This window comes from Cryobacterium sp. M96, assembly GCF_002929845.1.
Classification (GTDB): Bacteria; Actinomycetota; Actinomycetes; order Actinomycetales; family Microbacteriaceae; genus Cryobacterium; species Cryobacterium sandaracinum.
In genome coordinates, this window is the sequence record NZ_PJJS01000041.1 from 70,549 (window position 1) to 90,668 (window position 20,120).

Genomic DNA, 20,120 nt, shown 5'->3' on the forward strand with positions numbered 1-20,120 from the left:
ATCATTCGGGCCGGGTACCGAGCTCATCGATTATGAGCACATCGACACGCACATGGTGGGTGTCATAGGCGGCCCGGCCCACCATGTGCGCTGCGACCGGGGCGGTCAACGCCTGGAACACGACGATGGCCATGACGAGGGTGACGGTGCCCACGGTAAAGTTGTTCAGAGCGACGTCGGCCGTGATCGCCATGAGGCCGAAGATCTGCGGTTTGGTGGCGGCGTGCAGCCGCGATAGTACGTCGGGGAAACGGATGACGCCGATTCCGGCCGCGAAGCACATCACGGCCCCGGCGAGCACCAGGACAGCCGAGATCACGTCGCGCAGTTCGTCGGTCATTCGGTGTCCCGCACGGGCAGGAAGCGGGCGACGCTCAGCGAGCCGAGCACCGCGAAGAGGGCGAGGACCAGCAGCACCGGCAGCGTGTCGGTGTGCCGGTTGAATGCCATCTCCGCGCCCATGGCGCAGATCACGGTCGCGACCAGGACATCCGAGGCGATCACCCGGTCCAGCACGGTCGGTCCCCGCACGATTCGATAGAGGGCGCACAGGGCACCGGCCCCGAACAGCACCCCGGCAATGACGGCAACGATGTGCATCAGGCGGTTCCTCCCCGCTTCAGTTTCTCATTCGCATGCTGGTCGCGTGCGCGCTGGTCTTTCTCACTCCGGTCCTCGCCGCTCACCCGGTGGAGCCGTTCCACGTCTTCCCGGGACCCGAGGGCCATCACGATCCGGCGCTCCTCGGCCAGCACGCCGTTCCGGAACCGCTCCACCTGTTCCGGATGCGCCACGTTCAGCACGTGCAGATAGAGGGTGGACTGCACCCGGTCCACATCGACCACGATCGCCCCGGGAACGATGGACGTCGACACCCCGGTCAGCGTCAGGATGAAGTCGCTGCGGGTGCGCAGGTGCACCGCCACGATCGCGTTGCTGGGTGTGTAGCGCGGGGAGAGCGCGAGGACGGCCACCTGCAGCGAGCCCCGGACGATGTCGAACCCGAGCCGGATCAGGTAGAGCACGGTGTACCACGGGTTAAGGCGCAAACCCAGCTCCACGGCCGGTAGGTAGAAGCCCACGGAGACGAGGGTGGCCAGCAGCGTGCCGGTGAGCAGGTTGAGCCAGGAGAACGAGCCCCAGAGCAGCATCCACAGCAGCACGAGCCCCAGGAACAGCGGCGCCTGGTTGGCGATGGCGACGAGGCGCTGCTTCGGGGTGCTCATGGCGTGCCGTTCGGGAAGACGGCGTCGATGTACGTGGCCGGGTTCTCGATGTTGGCCGCCGCGCGGGTGGTGAACGCGAACACCGGCCCGGCGAACACGGTGAGTGAGACGGTCAGCAGCAGCAGCGCCGTCGTCGCGCCGGTCATCAGCGGCGAGATGGTGCGCGTCGTGACCGTGCCCTCGTCGTCCGGGTCGTCCAGGAGCGCATCGAGCATCGGCGACTCGTAGTCCTCGACCTCGCCGGCCCCCCGCCAGAACGCGATGTTCCAGACGCGGGCCAGGGCGTAGAGCGTGAGCAGCGAGGTGGCGGCGCCGGCGCCCATCAGGATGTAGGTCACCGGTTCGGCGATGTCCGCGCCGGCCTGGAAGAGGGCGATCTTGCCGAGGAAGCCCGAGAACGGCGGGATGCCGCCGAGGTTGAGCGCCCCAACGAAGAACAGGAAGGCCACGAACGGCGCCGCCGTCAACAGTCCGCCGAGCCGGGCCAGCGAGGTGGTGCCGCCCACCCGCTCGATCAGCCCCGCGCAGAGGAAGAGGGTCGTCTGCACCGTGATGTGGTGCACGACGTAGAAGATGGTGGCCGCGATCGCCAGCGGCGTGCCCATCGCGATGCCGAAGATCATGTAGCCGATGTGGCTCACCAGCGTGAACGACAGCAGCCGCTTGATGTCCGCCTGCGCGAGCGCCCCGAGGATGCCCACGATCAGGGTCAGCAACGCCACCACCATCAGCGGCACCGACAGCGGGCTCTCGGGGAAGAGCAGGGTCTGGGTGCGGATGATCGCGTAGATTCCGACCTTCGTGAGCAGCCCCGCGAACACCGCAGTGACCGGCGCCGGGGCCGTGGGATAGGAGTCAGGCAACCAGAACGACAGCGGAAACACGGCGGCCTTCACGCAGAAGGCCAGCAGGAGCAGCAGGTTGAGGATCAGCTGCACGTCCGGCGGGAGGTCCGCCACCCGCTCGGAGATGAGCGCCATGGTGACGGTGCCCGTGGCCCCATAGATCAGGGCGATCGCGCTGAGGAACAGGATGGAGGAGACCAGGCTCACCACGATGTAGGTGACACCGACACGGATGCGCGCACCCGTTCCGCCGAGCGTCAGCAGCACGTAACTAGCCGAGAGCAGCATCTCGAAACCAACGTAGAGGTTGAACAGGTCCCCCGCGATGAACGCGTTGAACAGCCCGGCCGCCAGCACGAGATAGGTGGGATGGAAGATCGAAACCGGGGTTTCCCGGTCTCCGTCGACGATGCCCTGCCCCACGGCGAACAGGAGCACGCCGAGCAGCATCAGCGCGGAGACCAGAAGCATGATCGCCGAGAGCCGGTCGACGACGAGCACGATGCCCCACGGCGCATCCCAGCCGCCCACGTGCACGACGGCGGGGCCGGTCTGATCGACCTGCACCAGCAGGACCGCGCCGATAAACGCCACCAGCGTCAGGGCGATCACGCTGACCACGATCTGCTGGGGGCGACGGCGGCCGAGGGCGAGGGTCAGAGCGCTTCCGAGCAGCGGGATGGTGACGACCAGAGGCACGAGGAGATTCATAGCTTCATCCCCTTGTCCGGCGCGTTGGCAGGGGCACCGAGCTCGCTCTCGCGCTCGCTCGCGTCGAGGTCTTCCTGGCTGGCTGCCTCGTCCTCGGTGACCGAGCGGAAGGACTCCTCCGTGCTTGCCACAGTCTCGGCCGCATGCTCGTCGGTGACCGTGTCCCCCTCGTCGCCCAGCCGGGCCAGCCACCAGGACCGGTAGATCAGCGCGAGGATGAGCGCCGTGATGCCGAAGTTGATCACGATGGCGGTGAGCATGAGCACCTGGGGCACCGGGTCGACCATCGCAGCGTCGGCGGCCGTGCCGGTGACGATGGGCGCGTTGCCGGGGCGGCCGCTCATGATGAAGATCAGCAGGTTCGTGGCGTTGCCCACCAGCAGGAATCCGATCAGCACCCGGGTGAGACTGCGCTCCAGCATCACGTAGACGCCGGCGGCGTACAGGACCGCCATCACGATCACGAGGGTGAGGGAGGCGCTCATCCGGCTACCACCGCGCCCTGCTCGGACTGCGGGTGCGGCTCGGTCTCGCCGGCTTCCTGCTGTCGATCGACTTCGCTGCCGAGGCTGCGCAGGATGTCCAACACGAGACCGACCACGACCAGGTACACGCCGATGTCGAAGATGGTGGAGGTGCCGAAAGAGAGGGGGCCGAGCACGGGTACCGTGGTTTCGAAGTAGGCGGATTCCAGCGGGATGCCGCTGAAGAAGAGCGAGACCACGGCCATCCCGACCGCCAGCACGATGCCGAGCCCGAGGATCTTGCCCGGATCGACGGGTACCGCCTCGCCCAGCTCGTAGCGGCCTCCCGCGAGGTAGCGGGAGACGAGCGCCAGCCCGGCGATCAGGCCACCGGCGAAGCCGCCGCCGGGAGCGTTGTGGCCGGCGATGAGCAGGTAGACGGAGACGATCATGGCCGGGTAGAACAGCAGCCGCACGAGCACCTCGAGCATGATCGACCGGTCCTTCTCGGCAACCGTACGGCCGGCCAGGAGCCAGGACTGGCGAGTGACCGCATGCCCCTCGGAGGACGCGGCCGGGTCGGCGACGACCTTGCGACGGTGCGGCAGCGACCGGCGTTTGCGGGAATCGCGCAGCCGGGGCACGACCGCGTTGCGGCCCGAGACGAAGAGGAGGCTGGCGACGCCGGTGGCCACCACGATCAGCACAGAGATCTCACCCATCGTGTCCCAGGCACGGATGTCCACGAGCATCACGTTCACGATGTTGCGTCCGTGCCCCTCCTCGACCGCGAGGCGCGGAAGCTCCGCCGCGATGCTTGGGGCCTCCCGTGCACCGAGCGCGATCACGCCGATGGTGCCCATCACGGCGCCCACCAGCACGCCGATCAGCACGCGCCGCCGCCGGTGCATCGGCCGGCTGTGCTGGGCGATCTTCTGCGGCAGCCGGCGCAGCACCAGCACGAAGACGACGATGGTCATCGTCTCGACCAGGGCCTGCGTCAGGGCCAGGTCGGGAGCGCCGTGGAAGGCGAAGAACGCGACGAGGCCGTAGCCCGTGACGCCGGCCAGCAGCACGGCAGTGATGCGCTCACCGACGCGAGCCGCCATCACCGCCGCGACGCCCATGATGAGGGCGATCACGACCTGGCCCGGGTAGTCCCAGAGCACGACCTCCTCAGGCCAGCTGCGGTTGACGAAGGCCGCGCAGCCCAGGGCCAGCACGAAGACGACGAGGATGGTGGACAGGTACTGCGGCAACCCGCCCTGCTGGGCGAAGTGGGTGATGCGCGCCGCGGCCCGGTCGATGCCGCGCACGGTGGAGCCGTAGCCCTGACCGGCGTCGATGTAGGCCGGCACCGTGCCCTGCAGCCGGGCCACGCCCGGCCGCTTCCAGAACAGCACGGCGCCGAGCAGGAGAACAACGGCACTCAGGGCGAGCGCCGGTTCGAAGCCGTGCCAGAGCGCGAGGTGGTAGTCGCCGCCGCCGGGAACGGTGTCGGCGTAGGAGACCAGCACCGGGTCGAGCAGGAAGACGAGGGGGCCGAGCAGGAGGGTGGCCACGGCGAGCAGTCCCGGCGCCAGCTGGAAGTCCCAGCGGGCGGGGTGCAGGGCGGTGTCTGCGAGGCTGACCCGGGTGCCGAAGGCACCCCAGAAGAAGCGGGCGCTGTAGGCGACCGTCAGCACGGAGCCGACCACGGTGCCGACCAGGGCCACCCAGCCCCATCCGTCGCCGGCCAGGCCTGCCTCGAGGAATGCCGTGAACACGGACTCCTTGGCGACGAAGCCGAGCAGCGGCGGGATACCGGCCATAGATGCGACCGATAGCAGGGCGATCACGGCCAGCACGGGCGCGTTGCGCCCCACGCCGGAGAGCTGTCGCCAGTCGCGGGTGCCGGCCCGGTGGTCGATGATGCCGACGGTCAGGAACAGCGCCGACTTGTAGAGGGCGTGGGCGAGGAGCAATGCCACCCCGGCGAGCGCGGCGTCCCGGGTGCCGAAGCCGACGACGACCATCAGGAACCCGAGCTGGCTGACCGTGCCGTAGGCGAGCACCAGCTTGAGGTCGTACTGGCGCAGCGAACGCCACGCGCCGACCAGCATGGTGACGACGCCGAGGGTGACGAGCACCGGCATCCAGCCCGGCGTGTCGGCATAGCCAGGGGCGAGGCGCGCCACCAGGTAGATGCCGGCCTTGACCATCGCGGCCGCGTGCAGGTAGGCGCTCACCGGGGTGGGCGCCGCCATCGCGGCCGGCAGCCAGAAGTGGAAGGGCACGAGCGCGGACTTAGACAGCGCGCCGACCAGGATGAGCAGCACCGACCAGGTGGTAGCCGGGCCGGTGACGGGGTCGGCGACGATCGCTGCGAGCGACGTGGTTCCGGCCTCCACCGCGAGGATGACGACCCCGATCAGCATGATCAACCCGCCGAAGGTGGTCACCAGCAACGCCTGCAGGGCGGCGCCGCGGCTCGCCCGTTTGAACGTGTAATGCCCGATCAAAATGTAGGAGAGCACGCTCGTGATCTCCCAGAAGATGAACATGACGACGATGTCGTCGGATGTCACCAGGCCGTACATCGCGCCGGCGAACGCCAGCAGGACCGCGGCGAAGCGCCCGAGCGCCGGCTCGTCGGCGCTGAAGTAGCGGGCGCAGTAGACCAGCACGAGCGCGCCGACCCCGGTCACGACGAGGGCGAGCAGCCAGGCGAGGGTGTCGACGCGGAACGAGAGCGAGATACCCAACGCGGGAATCCACGGGACGCTCTCGGTGATCGCTCCGCCGGTCGACACGGCCCGGGTCTGGGTGAGGGTATAGCCGAAGACGGTCGCGGGGAGCAATGCGATGACGTAGAAAACACGCAGCGAGAGCCACCGCGTGAGGATCGGGGTGAGCGCGGACAGGGCAGCAAACGTCAGGAGGATTGTCGCCATGCGGCCTCCCGGCTCTCGTGAAGTCAGAATGTCGAATTCAGTCTACCGGAGGCCGTGGACGCCGGCCCCGTGCGCGGGCGGCTAGGGTTGGCCAAAACCGGATCTATCGGAAGAGCCCCATGACGCGTGCAAGCCGGGGACCACAACTCCCCCTTAAACCTGACCATCCCGAGTACCACGGTCGTGGCGTGGAGACGCCGTTCGAGCACATCTCGGACGCCCTCAATGTGCACGAGGATGAGGGGCTGCACAAGGGCCTCAAGGCCCGCCAGGTGCAGATGATCGCCATCGGCGGGGCCATTGGCACCGGTCTGTTCCTCGGGGCAGGCGGACGCCTGGCCATCGCCGGGCCCTCCCTCGTCTTCGTGTACGCGATCTGCGGTTTCTTTGCGTTCCTGATCCTGCGCGCGCTCGGCGAACTCGTGCTGCACCGCCCCTCGTCGGGCTCGTTCGTCTCCTACGCCCGCGAGTTCTTCGGCGAGAAGACGGCGTTCGTCACCGGTTGGCTGTACTGGCTGAACTGGGTGATGACCGCCATCGTCGACGTCACGGCCGTGGCGCTGTACATGAACTTCTTCGCGAAGTACTGGGCACCTTTCGGTGATGTGCCGCAGTGGCTGTACGCGCTCGCCGCCCTCGCCGTCGTTCTCTCCCTGAACCTTCTGTCAGTGAGCGTGTTCGGCGAACTCGAGTTCTGGTTCGCGCTGATCAAGGTGCTCGCCATCGTGGCCTTCCTGCTGGTCGGCACCTGGATGGTCATTTTCGGCACGCCGATCCCCGGCCAGGAGACGGGCTTCAGCCTGATCGGGGACAACGGGGGCTGGCTGCCGAACGGGCTGATCGCATCCGTTCTCGTGGTGCAGGGCGTCATCTTCGCCTACGCCTCGATCGAGCTGGTCGGCACGACCGCCGGGGAGACCCAGAACCCGGAGAAGGTGATGCCGAAGGCGATCAACACCGTCATCATCCGCATCGCCGTCTTCTACGTGGGCTCGATCCTGCTGCTCTCCCTGCTGCTGCCCTACACCGCGTACAAGGCCGGCGAGAGCCCGTTCGTGACGTTCTTCGGCACGATCGGCGTCGGCGGCGTCGACGTGATCATGAACCTGGTTGTGCTCACCGCGGCCCTGTCCTCGCTCAACGCGGGCCTGTACTCGACCGGGCGCATCCTGCGGTCGATGGCGCTGGCGGGATCGGCGCCGCGCTTCGCCGGCAAGGTGAGCCGCACGGGTGTGCCGTTCGGCGGCATCCTGCTCACCGGCGTGGTCACCCTGCTGGGCGTCGCCCTGAACGCCGTCGTGCCCGACAAGGCCTTCGAGATCGTGCTGAACATGGCCGCCATCGGCATCATCAGCGCCTGGGGCATGATCGTGCTCTGCCAGCTGCGCCTGCACGCCTGGTCGAAGCTCGGCATCCTGCGGCGACCGGCGTTCCGGATGTTCGGAGCACCGTATTCGGGGTACGCCAGCCTGGTCTTCCTCGTCGCCGTGCTCGTGCTGATGGCCTTCGACTGGCCGGTCGGCACGCTCACGATCAGCTCGCTCGTGATCATCATCCCGCTGCTGATCGTGGGCTGGTACGCCTGCCGCGGCCGCATTCTCGAGATCGCGAGCGCCCGCGAGGGGTTCACCGGCCAGGTGCCGATCCTTCCCAGCCGCCCGCTGTCGGACCAGCTGCGGGGCGCCGACCGGAAGGACACCGACCGCGAGGAGTAGCCGCCACGCCACCGATCGTCGATTCCCCCATGCGTGGAGCCGGGGCGGCTAGCATGGCCGATTGATCACTGCGCGGCAGATTGCCTCGCGATTTACGGAGAACTCTATGACCACCGAATCGGTGTGGCTGCCACCCCGCTCGCTCGCCCTCCTGATCGAGGAACTCGCTGTGCTGGGCAGCGACCCCACCCCGAACGCGGCCACGTCCGAGCGAATCCGGGAGCTGCGCACGACCCTCCGCCAGGCCGAGGCCTCGGTCAAACCGGACGACGGCCTGGTCGAGCCCGGGATGAGGATCACCGCGATGCTCTCCGGCGACACCCGGGCGACCGTGTTCCTCCTTGGCGAGCGTGAACTTGTCTCCCTCGACCCTGAGGTGAAGGTAGACGTGTACTCCCCCTCGTCACCGATCGGCCAGGCCATCATTGGAACCCACGTCGGCGACACCGTCGCGTACACGACGCCGACCAACGTCAGCATTCAGATCGAGATCCTCGCAGCGGTCCCGTACACCGGCGGCCGGTGAACCGACACGATTGAGGGGTGCGGATGCTTCCGCGCCCCGCAATCGTGTCGTCTCAGCCGTTTCAGGTCGACACGCCGCCGGTCAGGCCGCCCGGCGGCGCACGACGACGTCGCTGACGATCACCAGCACGAAGGCCAGCACCAGGATTCCGACGTAGACCAGCGGCACGGCCTGCATTCCGGCCGAGCCGAGCAGCGCGGCGCCGAGAAGGGCGCCACCGCCGATCCCGGCGTTGAACGCGGTCGTGTAGATGGCGCTGGCGGTGTCACGGATGCGGAGCGAGGCCGTACGCAGCAGCCGCGTCTGCAGCAGCGGCGGCAGCATGCCGAAGGCCAGACCCCAGAGCACGAAGGCGGTGATGGCAACCGGCAGCGTCGCCGCAAAGAGGGCCAGCACGGTCACGCTCAGCGCCGACACGGCGATGCCGATGACGAGTCCGAGCTGCGGCCGGGGGCCGAAGACCGTGCCGGAGAGCACCAGGCCGACCGCGCCGGCAATCCCATAGGCGAACAGGAGCGGGGCGACCGCGCCGGAGTCCACGCCCATCTCGTCGATCAGGAACGGGGCGATGTACGTGTAGAACGTGTAATGCCCGACCATGGTCAGGCCGGTGATCACGGAAAGCAGGATCACGGCGCGCATGGTCGGGTCGCGACGCGGTTCAGCGATAGCAGTGGCGGCATGTGCGGCGGCGGCCCCCGCGTTGCCGGCCGCGGTCGGATCGCTTGCCGTGGCATCCGTCACGCGAGCACCATAGTGCGACACCGGCGGCAGGAACCGCCAGACGACGACCGCGCCGATCAGCATGAGGGCGGCGAGGGCCAGAAACGACAGCCGCCAGCCGAGCAGGTGCCCGGCGGCGGTGGCGATGGGCACCCCGAACACGAAGGCGAGCGTGCCGCCCGAGACGGTGATGGCCACGGCACGGCCGATCTGTTCCCGCGGCACGAGGTGCGCGGCGTAGGCGCCGACGACGGCCCAGAACAGGCCATGGGCCATTCCGCCGATGATGCGCCCGCCGACCATGAAGGCGTAGTTGGGGGCGATGGCGGTGAGCACATTGCTGATCGCCAGCACCACGAGCACGAGCACAATCAGGCCGTGCCGCGGCAGGCGGCGGGTGAGGTGGGCGAGCGAGGTGCTCGTGAGCACCACGGTGAACGCGAACCAGGAAACGAGCAGGCCGACCTGTCCCTCGGTGACCCCGAGCGCCCGGCTCATGTCGGGTAGAAGGCCCGTCGGAAGCATCTCGGAGGTGACGGAGAGGAAGACGGCGGCGGCCAGGGCGAGCAGGCCCACCCAGGGGAAGGGTCGGGCGGCGGCCGCGATGCTCTCCGGCGCGTGCGGCGCTTCCGGCGCTTCCAGCGAGGGCAGGTTGATGGGTGCGGTGAATGACATGGCTCTGTGGCTCACAGACGGGAACAGGGGCAGCGCGGGTGTGCCGCGGGCCGGTCCGGATCGGCTGCGCGCCGACGTGCGCGCCCGGGGCCGGCGTGCTGCGCCGACCGCTTTCCAGCCTAGCCGACGGGCCGAGTGTGCGGCAGGGGGCCGGTAACCTAGTCCGATGACCTCTTCCCTCGCACCGCACCCGCGCCACCATTGGGTGATCACTCTCGTCTGCGTCGACCAGCCGGGTATCGTGCACGCGGTCAGCGGCGCGATCGTGCGGGCGCGCGGCAACATCACCGAGAGCCAGCAGTTCACCAGCGCCGACACCGGCCGGTTCTTCATGCGGCTGCAGGTGGAATCCGCGGCGAGCCAGGCTGATCTCGAGGACGAGCTCGCCCCGGTCGTGCGCAGATACGCCATGGAATCCGTCATCGACGTCGTCGGGCGTCCCAAGCGCACCCTGATCCTGGCCTCGACCGCCGGAAACTGCGTCAACGACATGCTCTTCCGCCAGCGCGGGGGCCAGCTGCCTATCGAGGTTCCGCTGGTGCTGAGCAACCACGGCACGCTGCGCGACCTGGTCGGCTTCTACGGGGTGCCGTTCGAGTCGCGTCCGGTGACGGATGCCGCCGGCAAGGCGGCCTTCGAGGCTCGCGTCGTCGATGCCATCACCGAGCACGACATCGAGCTCGTGGTGCTCGCCCGGTATATGCAGATCCTCTCCCCCGCACTCTGCACGCTGCTGGAAGGCCGCGCCATCAACATCCACCACTCCTTCCTGCCCGGGTTCAAGGGCGCCAACCCCTACAAGCAGGCGCACGCCCGCGGGGTGAAATTGATCGGGGCGACGGCCCACTTCGTCACGGGCGACCTCGACGAGGGTCCGATCATCGAGCAGAACGTCGTGCGGGTGGACCACTCGCGCAGCCCGGCCGAACTCGTCGCTATCGGACAGGACGAGGAGAGCCGCACCCTGACCCAGGCGGTCACCTGGTTCGCCGAGCACCGGGTCCTGCTCGACGGCGCCCGCACCATCATCTTCAGGTAGCCTCCCGCCTCTCGGTAGGATGGGGCGAGTGACCGATACGAGCGCGACGACCAGTACCAGCCCCAACGACATCGTGCGCTTCCTGCTCGAATTGTTCGCGTTCATCAGCCTGGGCATCTGGGGCTTCACCGCGTGGCCGCTGCCGTGGCCGGGCATGCTCATGGGCATCCTGGCCCCTGCCTTCGCCATTGTGCTCTGGGCGCTGTTCCGCTCGCCCAAGGCGGTCTTCCGCCTCGACCCGTTCGGCAAGGCCATCGTCGAGATCAGCGTCTTCGGGGCCGCCGCGCTGGCCTGGTGGGACCTCGGCCTGCCGCTGGTCGCCGTGATCTTCGCCCTGGTGGCCACGGTCAGCGGCGTCATCTCGGGCCGCGCAGAACTGCACTGAGGGCGGCCGCCGCACAGTCAGGCTGCCTTGGCTCGAACGGCGCCGGAAAGACGACGACCATCCGGTTGCTGTTGGGCATGCCGTGGCCGACGTCCGGGCAGGCGCCGATGCCCGAGGCACCATTGACCTCCTGGTCTCTAACCCGATCGGGCGCTGCCAGTTGCTCCTGGCGAAGTTCGCCGCCCTCCCGCTGGGCACCATCCTGCTTGCCGAGGGGATCGGAGTCTCTCTGGTCGTGCTCGGCGCCGCGGCCGAGATGAGGTCCCCGAAGGATAACGTGGCAACCGCGACGCTGCACCGGGAACTGCTCGGGAAGAGTCGGTGCGCTGGCGCTGGCGGCCGCATCGGGCAGAACCGTGCAGAACCGTGCAGAACCGGGTTGAGCCCGGTTGAGCCGGGTTGAGCCGGGAGGATCCCGGCCCCAAGGTTCCCCTGACGCCGGCCGAGCTTGTCAGACCAGGTGACGAACCCTCCCAAGGTTCCCCCGACGCTGGTCGAGCTTGTCAAGACCGGCGACCGGTCCTCCGGAGGTTCCCGCGACGCTGATCGAGCCTGTCGAGACCAAAAGCCAGACTCCCGCCCTACAGCCCTGTCCTCTTGCTCTGCAACACAATACGCGTCTGCTCCGGGTCGACTTCCGCCGGTGGACGCAGCCAGTACTGGCTTTTGGTGCGGGTTATCTTCCAGTGCTGATTATGCAGCAGCAAATGGTGCGGGTGGCACAGCAGCACTCCGTTGGCGAGGTCGGTGTACCCATTGTCCGTAAGCCACTCACTGATGTGGTGGGCCTCGCTCCAGGCCGGTGATCGGTCGCAGCCGACCCAAAGGCACCCGCCGTCACGCACTGCCATCGCGGCGCGCTGTGCCTCGGTGAAGAGTCGTTCGTCACGGCCGACGTTGATGATCTGACCGTCTTCGTCGAATTTGATGCCACGGGTGCCGGTGTCGCAGAGCAACCGGTCGATGGTGTCCTGCGAGATCGGGACGGGGTTGCCCTCGATCTGCCCGTGCGCGGCGGGTTCGGCCGCCTGATCCGGCCCGGCCTGCCCGGTCTGCCCGGCCTGCACAGTCTGCCCCGTCTTGAGCGCCTTTTCGGTCACGATCACGCGCACCGAGGGGCGTCGTCCGCCGAACACGCGGCCGGGGTCGGCCTCGCCGGCGATCGTGAGCAGCTGCACGAGCGAGTCCGCGTTGATCTGCTCGTTGCTGCGCGGGTCGTCCTGCATCTTCTCGGCCCAGGCGGCCCGCTCCTTATCGACGAATCGCACCCCGCCGCGGCGCGGGCCGGTGATGGAGTCAAAGGTCGAAAGCACGAACTCGCCGTCTTCGGGGGCGAAGAGGCCGTTCAGGCGCACGTTCCCGTGCTGAGCCGGTAGACCTTCAGGTAGCGGTCGTCGTGGGCCTGCTTCTCCCGGGCGGCGATGCCGGCCTCGTCAAGGTGGTTACGCATCCGTCTTGCGCGTTTGAAGACCTCGTCGGCGTTCAACGTTGACACCTCGGCCAGCAGGGACTCCAGCGCCGCTCCGAGCTTCTCGGCGGTGACGGCGGCGTCGATCTGGCCGAGGCCGGCGCGGATCGACTCGGCCGCGTCGACCGAGAGCGTGCCGGCGGTGACGGCCCGGGCGATCGGCGCGTGCCACGGCACCTTCGCGACGAATTCGGCAACCTCGGCGGCATCCGTGTCGGGCGACGAGAGCGCCTCCTTGACCAGCTTCTCGGCCGCCTCGGTGTCGGCCATCATCGTGCCGACTGCGACCAGTTTTTAGGCGTCACCCTTGGACGAGCCTGTCCAGTTCTGGATCAGGGCTTCCGGGGACAAATACCCCTGCTGCGCCGCCAACCCCGAATGGCCGAGCTCCGGCCGCGAACGGTCAGCAATGGTTGCGGCCATCAACGCGGCATAGGTGTCGAGCAGACGGCGGGCGCATGCGATTCGCTTCTGGCCGGCCAGCGCCTCGGCGTCGGGAAGGGCTGCGAGGTCGGCGCGCGAGGAACGCAACAGCGCGACGGCGTCGGCCGCCTGCCTGAGGTCTTCTGCGAGGTTCGTCATGCTACGAGGATACCTCATTGCGCACATGAAGTCGAGTCTCCGTCTCTATTTATTGGTAACAGTTTCGTAGCTGTATTCGATCTCTCTCGGGGCGGGACTACGCCGGACGGGCCTGCCGCGGCATCCGCAGCGCGTAGACAGAGGTCGCGAAGAACAGCAAGGCGCCGACGCCGAAGGCTACCGGATAGGAGGCGCTGTCAACGAGAAACCCGGCCGCGAGCGGGCCGACGATGGCACCCAGGTCGGAGAACATCGAGAAGACCGACACGGGTCGACCGCCACCGGCGCCGGCCGCGTCGCCGACGGATGCGGCCGGGGCGGTGCCCATGAACGCCGAGGCCACGCCGTAGAGGCAAAGCAGGGCCGTGAGCACGATGATGTTCGGCGCGAACGGGACCGCGAGGATGGTGAGCCCGGCAACCAGGAACGCTCCGATGATGGCCGGGCGACGGCCCACAGTGTCGACGAACCGCGCGGCCGGCGCGAGTGCCACCGTCTGGGCGACGGCCGCGAAGGCGAAGGCGATGCCGGTCCAGGCGGTCGGACCCCGCAGCACCTCGACGACCAGCACGGGGATCAGCGCGTTGCGCACGCCGAACGAGTTCCAGCCGGTGGAGAAGTTGGCGATGCACGCCGCGCGGAACCGGGTGTCCCGCAGCACCGTTCGGAACGGGATGCGCTCGGGCGCCGGGCCGGCCGCGGCGACGACCCCACCCCGCACCGGACGCAGCAGCACGAGCCCGAGGATGCCGGCAACGGCGAGCGTCGCGGCGTAGAAGAAGAACGGCGCGGTGAGCGAGATCGTGGCGAGGAGCCCGCCGAGCGCGGGGCCGGCCATCCCGCCGAGCAGGAACCCACCCTGGTAGAACCCGATGGCCCTGGCCCGGAATCCCGGTGCCGTGGAGCCGAGCAGGAGAGTCATGGCCGCCACCGTGAACAGGGCCGAACCGACGCCGCCGGCTCCGCGCAGGAGCAGCAGCTGCGGATAGTTCTGGGCCACGCCGACCAGCCCGCTGGAAACGGCGACGATCCCGATGCCGGAGGCCAGGATCACGCGTTCGCCGGCCCAGTCGATCAGGCGCCCGGTGAACGGGCTGGAGACGAAGCGCATCAGCGCGAACGCGGAGACGACGGCGCCGATTTCCAGGTAGCCGACCCCGAAGCTGCGCACGTAGACGGGCAGCACCGGCACGACGACGCCGAAGCCCACCATCACGAAGAACGCGATCACGCCGAGCACGTAGACCTCTCGGGACAGCCGCGGCCGGCTCACGCCGAGGTTCTCGCCGCCTCGGCGCATTCGTGCGAATCGCATTACCTCAGGGTAAGCCGTCGCTCGGTATCCGTCCGCCGCCCGCCCAGAACCGAACCCTGACGAATTCGACGGAGATTTTGCCCAAAACGGGTTCGAAACAGCTCGCAAGCGGCCTCGTGTCGCAAAATCTCCGTCGAATTGGTTCGACGCCGGACGCAGCGGGCGAGTCCGACCCCGCTGACGAACCTGGCGGCCGCTAGTTCTCCACCGCCACGACCGTCGAGAAGCCAGTGTCGCCGTAGCGCACCAGCCCGAGGTAATCCGTGCCCGCGGCCAGACCACTCCACGAGGCCGTGTAGGTCGCTTCAACGCCCTGCACTCCCGGGAGAGGGTTCGGGGCAACGGTGAACGCTCCGGCGCCGGCACCCGGTGCGACCGTGAAGGTGGTCAGGTCGTACCGGTCGGTGCCACTGAAGACCGACGCGACAACCTGGTAGTACCCGGCCGTCGGGTTCAGCAGGTCGACGTGTTCGTCCGTCGCCGCCGTGGCCGACTGCCAGCCTTCGATCGGCGTGCCGCCCTTGCCGCTCAATCGGTTGACCACCAGGTCAAGGTCGGCAGCGTCGGTTAGTGAATCAAGGTCGAAGCGCTGCAACACCGTTCCCGCCGGAACCTGCACGGTGAAGACGATCTCCGTTCCGGGGAGCCCCGTTCCGGTGTAGGCCTTGCCCGGGCCGCCCTTCTTCTCTCTGAGCAGCACGCCGGCCGCGAGGCCGTCGGTCGCCAGGGGGATGTCGGCGGTCGTGCCGGGCGTCACGCGGATGCCGACGGAGCCGGCCAGACCGGTTCCGTCGGCGGTGATCGGCGACTCGAGGGTGACGGGCTTGACCGCCACCGGGCTGTGCACGACGGTCGCGCCGCTGGTCCAGCTGAGCGAGCCGGTCGCGAACGTGTCGACGGGCGCATCCGTTCGGGAGAACGTCGCCGTGTAGGACTGAGTCTCCCCTGCCGCGCCGAAGGTCAGCGTGGACGGCTCGATCGTCACGTCGATGCCGGCGAGGCCGGACACCGAGGCGTCGAAGGTGCCCGCCTGGGTCGACGTCACCGTGCGGGTGATCGTTTCCGGCCGGGTGAGCGAACCGATGCCGATCGAGGCCAGGTTGAGGTTCGACGGGTCGACCGCGGTGACGGCGTCCAGGCCGCCTCCGGTGTAGCCGGCGCCCTTGATGTAGGACATCCAGTCGCTCTCCCCGTTCAGGTAGACGAGTCCCGGCCTGAAGAACTTCGTCGGGTCGACGTGGCCGGCGCCCTGCAGAAACGGGTCGGTCACGGCAGCGCCGGAGCCGGTGACCGTGTCGTAGGCGGTGGTCATGAAGGCCGATTTCACCTCGGCCGGGCTCGCGCTCGGCGTCTGGCCCAGGTAGAGGGCGGCAAGGCCCGCCACGTGCGGCGACGACATAGACGTTCCGGACAGGAACTGGTACGTGCCTGCCGCGCCCGCAGCGTTGGCACCGCCGGCGAGAATCGCAACCCCGGGCGCCGAGACGTCCGGCTTGATGATGTCACTGCCGTCGGCAAGTACCGGTCCGCGCGAGGAGAATCCGGCGACCTGCGGGGTGGGCGGAGTGGTCCCGAGCGCATTGCCCGGCGTGAGGGTCACGGTCGCCCCGGTGGTGCCTGCGTAGGCGAAGGCCGTGGCGAACGCTTCGGCGTTGAGGTGCACCGTCGGCACCGCGTGCTGGTCGAGGTCGAGCGAGCTGGCCGTCTTGTTCACCAGCACCATGCCGATACCCCCGGCACGCTTCACCTCGACGGACTTGGCGACCCGGTCATAGACGCCGCGCTGACAGAACACGATCGTGCCGGTCACCTTGGCCGGGTCGAGCGAGTTAGGCCCGCAGAGCAAGGGGTCTGTTCCGCGCCGGGCGGCGACGAGGTCACCGCGCACCAGCGCACCGGTCACGCCGACGGCGGGGACCGTGATCGAGCCGCCGCCATAGGCAGGGCCGCTGCCGAGGGTGGCGGTGGCCTCGTAGCTCGGAATGGTGCTGGCCGCCACGGTGGTGATCCACGGCGACGCGTTATCGAGCGTGGAGGCGTCGGGACCGGCGTTACCGGCCGACGCCGCCACGAAGATGCCGGCGGATGCCGCGCCCAGGAAGGCGACGTCGGTGGCGGAGACCGTGGTCTGGGCCGCACCGCCGCCGATCGAGAAGTTGATCACGTCGACACCGTCGGCCGTGGCCTGGTCGATCGCCGAGAGGAGGTCGCTGGTGGCGCATCCGTCGTCGTCCTGGCCGACCGGGTCGGGGCCGGACCAGCAGACCTTGTACGCGGCGATCTTCGCCGCGGGCGCAACGCCCGAGATGGTGCCGAAGTCGATGCCACCGACCGACGCGCCGACGGCGTGGTTGCCGGCTGCGGTGCCGCCGGTGTGTGAGCCGTGGCCGTCGCCGTCGCGCGGCGAAAGGTACTCGCCGACGCTTTCGGCACCGATCCGGGAGGCGCCGAACCCGTCGACGTAGTACCGGGCACCGACGATTTTGGTGCTGCAGTCGTCTGCGGTGAACTGCACACCCACGACGCAGGCGCCGGTGAAGGTGCCGCCGTCGGACTTGCCGAAGCGGATGCCGCCGTCGGCCGTGCGAAACGGAGCGTCGCCGAGATCGGTGCCGAGGGGGTCGCCGGCGAAGGACCCGTTCTCCGGGGCGATGCCGGTGTCGATGATACCGACGACGACGCCGGCGCCGGCCGCGTCAATGCCGCCGACCGCGTCCCAGACCCCGCCGACGCCGGCGGCGTCACCGAGCCCGAGGAAGTCGGTCGAGGACTGCGCCGTGACCCGGCGGATCGCGTCCTTCTCGACGGCGAGAACCTCTCGGTTCGCGGAGAGCGCGGCGGCCTGGACCGCGGTGAGTTCGGCGGCGAATCCGTTGAGTGCGGTCGTGTAGGAGACGCTGACGCTCACCCCGGCGGCCGCGGCGACCCTTCTCTGCTCGGTTGCGAGGTGCGCGGCGTAAGCGGTCGCGTTCTTCGAGCTCGCGTCGAGCTGCCGGCCCGGGGCCGGCTTGGTGGCGTCGAAACCGGCGACGCCGCCGGAGTAGGCGGCGACCGCGCTGGCGGCCAGCGTGACGACGTAGCGGCCGGCCTCGAAGGCGGTGGCCGGTTTTTCAATGGCCAACCGCGGAGCCTGCTGCGGTGCGGCGCCGGCTGCGACGGTGCCGCCGACGAGGGCCGCGGTAGCCACCAGCCCGACGGTCAGGGCCACCGCGGTGGCCCTGCACAGTGCGCGCGGCGGCCGGGGGTCGAGGTCCCAGGGTGAGAAATGCCGATTTCGTGAGTTCACGTGCATCATCCAATCCGTTCAACGACGAAAGGTTGACCCCCAACGGAGGCACATGAACTTGAAGCTAGCTGAATTCGACCTCAGACTGTGCAACTTGCACGCGTTGACACCTGAACTGGGGGCATCCAGCACAGTAGGGTGACGCGACTCAGCGACTCAGCGCGCCGGCCGCCGCCGGCTTGCGAGCGGCGATCTGGGCCTGCACCGAGGCGTCCCGGCGGCCGCCGATCGCCCGCAACGCGTTCAGGATCGTGGCCAGGTCGACGAATTCCTGCAATAGTGCTCCCGCGGTGGCGGGAATGAAGCCGAACGCGGCCAGGACCATCAGGCCGAGGCTCAGAGCGATGCCGAGCCAGATGCTCTGCAGCGCGATCCGGATGGTGTCCTGGCCGATCGCGACCGCGCGGGCCGCGCGGGTCAGGTCGTCGATCAGGATGACGACGTCGGCCGATTCGCTCGCGGCCGTGGCCCCGCGGGCTCCCATGGCGATACCGACGTCGGCGACGGCCAGCACGGGTGCGTCGTTCACCCCGTCGCCGACCATGATCACCGGGCGGTGGGCCAGGCCACGCACGGCGTTGACCTTGTCGGCGGGCAGGCAGTCCGCCTGCACCTGCTCGATCCCCACCAGCGCCGCGATGTGCTCGGCGGTGGGCCGAGCGTCGCCGGTGAGCATCACGGTGTCCCGCAGGCCGAGCGCCCGCAGATCCGCCAGAGTCTGCGGTGCGTTCTCCCGCAGCGTGTCACTGGCGACGATGCTGCCGGCGAAGCGCCCGTCGACGGCGATGTAGATGGCCAGTTCGCCGCCCTCGATCGGGGCGGCCACGGCATCCGTCGCCCGTTCCCGGATGAACGACAGCTTGCCCACGGTGACCTCGCGGGCGCCCAGCCGGGCCACGACGCCGTGCGCGGGAACCTCGTTCGCGGTCTCCGACCCGATCAGCTCCAGCCCGCGGGTCCGGGCCGCCGCGATCACGGATGCCGCGAGCACGTGCGACGAGTACTGCTCCGCGGACGCGGCGAGTACGAGCAACTCGTCCTCGTCGAAGCCGGGCTCGGGAAGCACGCGGGCGATGGTGGGGCTGCCGTGGGTGAGCGTGCCGGTCTTGTCGAAGACCACGGTTTTGGCCCGAGAGAGCATTTCGAGCACCCCACCGCCCTTAACGATGATGCCGTTGCGGGCGGCCCGGCTCATGCCGCCCATGAAGGCGACCGGTGCGGAGATCAGGAGTGGGCAGGGGGTCGCCACCACCAGCACCTCGGCAAACCGGGCCGGGTCGCCGCTGACGATCCAGGCCAGGGCGGCGATCGAGAGCGAGACCGCAGTGAACGGCACGGCGTAGCGGTCCGCCAGGCGCACCACGGGGGCCTTGCTGGCCGATGCCTCTTCGACCAGCGCGATGATCTGCTGGTACTGGCTGTCCGCGGCGGTCGCGGTGGCTCGGATGGTGGCGGCAGCCTGGCCGTTGATCGACCCGCTGAGCACGGCGTCGCCGGCTTCGCGCTCGACCGGGAGGCTCTCCCCGGTGAGCGAGGACTCGTCGAAGACTGCGCTGACTGAGACCAGAGCGCCGTCGACCGGCACGATCTCGGCAGGGCGAACGAGAAGCAGGTCGCCCGGCCGCACGTCGGTGGCCGGCACGTCCTCGACCTCGCCGTTTCCGGTGTCGGTATCGGTATCGGTATCGGTATCGGTGCCGGTGTCGGTATCGGTGCCGGCGCCGGCGCCGAGCCGGTGCGCGATCTGCGGGGCCCGCCGGAGCAGGGCGTCGAGCTCCCGCTTGGCCCGGTTCACGGCGAAGTCTTCGAGGGCCGCGCCTCCGGTGAGCATCAGCACGATGATCAGGGTGGCCACGTATTCGCCCACCAGCACCGTGGCGACGATGGCCGTGATAGCGAGCACGTCGACACCGAGGGTGCCGCGCAGCAGCCGTCGTACCATGCCGATCGTTTCGTAACCGGCGACCAGCAGGCCGAATCCACTGAACAGCCAGCGCACGGCATCCGTCTGACCGCCCAGGGCGAGCACCGCGCCGATGAGCCCGAGCAGCACGGTCGTGGCGACGAGCGGGTAACGACGAACGGCGGCGACCAGAGACGACATGGTCATATTCTTGCCTCACTCGCCGGCCACCGCCAGCAAGGAAAGCCTCCCCTCAGGGCCGGGAAAACCCGGAAAAACGCCAAAAAAGGGCGGCAGCCTCACCCCGGGGGTGAGACTGCCGCC

Annotated in this window: 18 protein-coding genes; 5 read left to right on the forward strand and 13 right to left on the reverse strand. The window is 68.9% G+C overall.

Annotation, left to right across the window (positions count from 1 at the left end; genetic code table 11):
- Position 1 precedes the first annotated feature (1 nt).
- The 6 genes from mnhG to CXY79_RS05700 are packed head-to-tail and all read right to left on the reverse strand — an operon-like array spanning position 2 to position 6,179.
- Positions 2-340, reverse strand: a complete 339-nt coding sequence (mnhG, locus tag CXY79_RS05675; protein ID WP_104100173.1) for a monovalent cation/H(+) antiporter subunit G — start codon at positions 338-340, stop codon at positions 2-4.
- The gene (locus tag CXY79_RS05680) at positions 337-600 is read right to left on the reverse strand and encodes a monovalent cation/H+ antiporter complex subunit F (RefSeq protein ID WP_104100174.1); all 264 of its coding nucleotides are present in this window, start codon (positions 598-600) and stop codon (positions 337-339) included. The genes mnhG and CXY79_RS05680 overlap by 4 nt, the downstream gene beginning before the upstream one ends.
- The gene (locus CXY79_RS05685; RefSeq protein ID WP_104100175.1) at positions 600-1,226 is read right to left on the reverse strand and encodes a Na+/H+ antiporter subunit E; all 627 of its coding nucleotides are present in this window, start codon (positions 1,224-1,226) and stop codon (positions 600-602) included. The genes CXY79_RS05680 and CXY79_RS05685 overlap by 1 nt, the downstream gene beginning before the upstream one ends.
- Positions 1,223-2,782 carry a Na+/H+ antiporter subunit D gene (locus tag CXY79_RS05690; RefSeq protein WP_104100176.1) on the reverse strand — a complete coding sequence of 520 codons (1,560 nt, stop codon included), beginning with the start codon at positions 2,780-2,782 and terminating at the stop codon, positions 1,223-1,225. The genes CXY79_RS05685 and CXY79_RS05690 overlap by 4 nt, the downstream gene beginning before the upstream one ends.
- Positions 2,779-3,267 (reverse strand): sodium:proton antiporter, encoded by a 489-nt coding sequence (locus CXY79_RS05695; protein WP_104100177.1) that lies wholly within the window; start codon positions 3,265-3,267, stop codon positions 2,779-2,781. The genes CXY79_RS05690 and CXY79_RS05695 overlap by 4 nt, the downstream gene beginning before the upstream one ends.
- Positions 3,264-6,179: a Na+/H+ antiporter subunit A gene (locus CXY79_RS05700; RefSeq protein ID WP_104100178.1), complete on the reverse strand. Its 2,916-nt coding sequence runs from the start codon at positions 6,177-6,179 to the stop codon at positions 3,264-3,266. The genes CXY79_RS05695 and CXY79_RS05700 overlap by 4 nt, the downstream gene beginning before the upstream one ends.
- 119 nt (positions 6,180-6,298) lie before the next feature.
- Here CXY79_RS05700 and CXY79_RS05705 point away from each other — a divergent pair, with 119 nt between their 5' ends.
- Entirely contained in the window at positions 6,299-7,894 is a 1,596-nt protein-coding gene (locus CXY79_RS05705) for an amino acid permease (RefSeq protein ID WP_104100179.1), read from the forward strand.
- 106 nt (positions 7,895-8,000) lie between these two features.
- On the forward strand, positions 8,001-8,420 hold the full coding sequence (locus CXY79_RS05710; RefSeq protein ID WP_104100180.1) for a GreA/GreB family elongation factor: 420 nt from the start codon (positions 8,001-8,003) through the stop codon (positions 8,418-8,420).
- An 81-nt stretch (positions 8,421-8,501) separates the two neighbouring features.
- Here CXY79_RS05710 and CXY79_RS05715 read toward each other — a convergent pair whose 3' ends face one another.
- On the reverse strand, positions 8,502-9,818 hold the full coding sequence (locus tag CXY79_RS05715) for an MFS transporter (protein WP_104100181.1): 1,317 nt from the start codon (positions 9,816-9,818) through the stop codon (positions 8,502-8,504).
- Positions 9,819-9,984: 166 nt separating this feature from the next.
- On the opposite strand from CXY79_RS05715, the gene CXY79_RS05720 reads away from it, so the two are divergent.
- The 3 genes from CXY79_RS05720 to CXY79_RS16175 all read left to right on the forward strand — a co-directional run bounded on the left by CXY79_RS05720 (position 9,985) and on the right by CXY79_RS16175 (position 11,645).
- Entirely contained in the window at positions 9,985-10,857 is an 873-nt protein-coding gene (locus CXY79_RS05720; RefSeq protein ID WP_104100182.1) for a formyltetrahydrofolate deformylase, read from the forward strand.
- Positions 10,858-10,885: 28 nt separating this feature from the next.
- The gene (locus CXY79_RS05725) at positions 10,886-11,242 is read left to right on the forward strand and encodes a YrdB family protein (protein WP_233191284.1); all 357 of its coding nucleotides are present in this window, start codon (positions 10,886-10,888) and stop codon (positions 11,240-11,242) included.
- A gap of 82 nt (positions 11,243-11,324) precedes the next feature.
- Positions 11,325-11,645, forward strand: a complete 321-nt coding sequence (locus tag CXY79_RS16175) for a hypothetical protein (RefSeq protein WP_104100184.1) — start codon at positions 11,325-11,327, stop codon at positions 11,643-11,645.
- A gap of 178 nt (positions 11,646-11,823) precedes the next feature.
- On the opposite strand, the gene CXY79_RS05735 is transcribed toward CXY79_RS16175, so the two are convergent.
- The 6 genes from CXY79_RS05735 to CXY79_RS05760 all read right to left on the reverse strand — a co-directional run bounded on the left by CXY79_RS05735 (position 11,824) and on the right by CXY79_RS05760 (position 19,997).
- Complete coding sequence (locus CXY79_RS05735; RefSeq protein ID WP_104100185.1) at positions 11,824-12,597, reverse strand: DUF222 domain-containing protein; 774 nt, start codon at positions 12,595-12,597, stop codon at positions 11,824-11,826.
- Complete coding sequence (locus tag CXY79_RS05740) at positions 12,588-12,983, reverse strand: DUF222 domain-containing protein (RefSeq protein ID WP_104100186.1); 396 nt, start codon at positions 12,981-12,983, stop codon at positions 12,588-12,590. Before CXY79_RS05740 ends, CXY79_RS05735 begins: the two co-directional genes overlap by 10 nt.
- Positions 12,984-13,004: 21 nt before the next feature.
- Positions 13,005-13,292 (reverse strand): hypothetical protein, encoded by a 288-nt coding sequence (locus tag CXY79_RS05745; protein ID WP_104100187.1) that lies wholly within the window; start codon positions 13,290-13,292, stop codon positions 13,005-13,007.
- 97 nt (positions 13,293-13,389) lie between these two features.
- Positions 13,390-14,607 (reverse strand): MFS transporter, encoded by a 1,218-nt coding sequence (locus CXY79_RS05750; protein WP_233191286.1) that lies wholly within the window; start codon positions 14,605-14,607, stop codon positions 13,390-13,392.
- A 196-nt stretch (positions 14,608-14,803) separates the two neighbouring features.
- Entirely contained in the window at positions 14,804-17,893 is a 3,090-nt protein-coding gene (locus CXY79_RS05755) for a S8 family peptidase (RefSeq protein WP_233191288.1), read from the reverse strand.
- A gap of 148 nt (positions 17,894-18,041) precedes the next feature.
- Positions 18,042-19,997 (reverse strand): heavy metal translocating P-type ATPase, encoded by a 1,956-nt coding sequence (locus tag CXY79_RS05760; RefSeq protein ID WP_104100189.1) that lies wholly within the window; start codon positions 19,995-19,997, stop codon positions 18,042-18,044.
- Positions 19,998-20,120 lie beyond the last annotated feature (123 nt).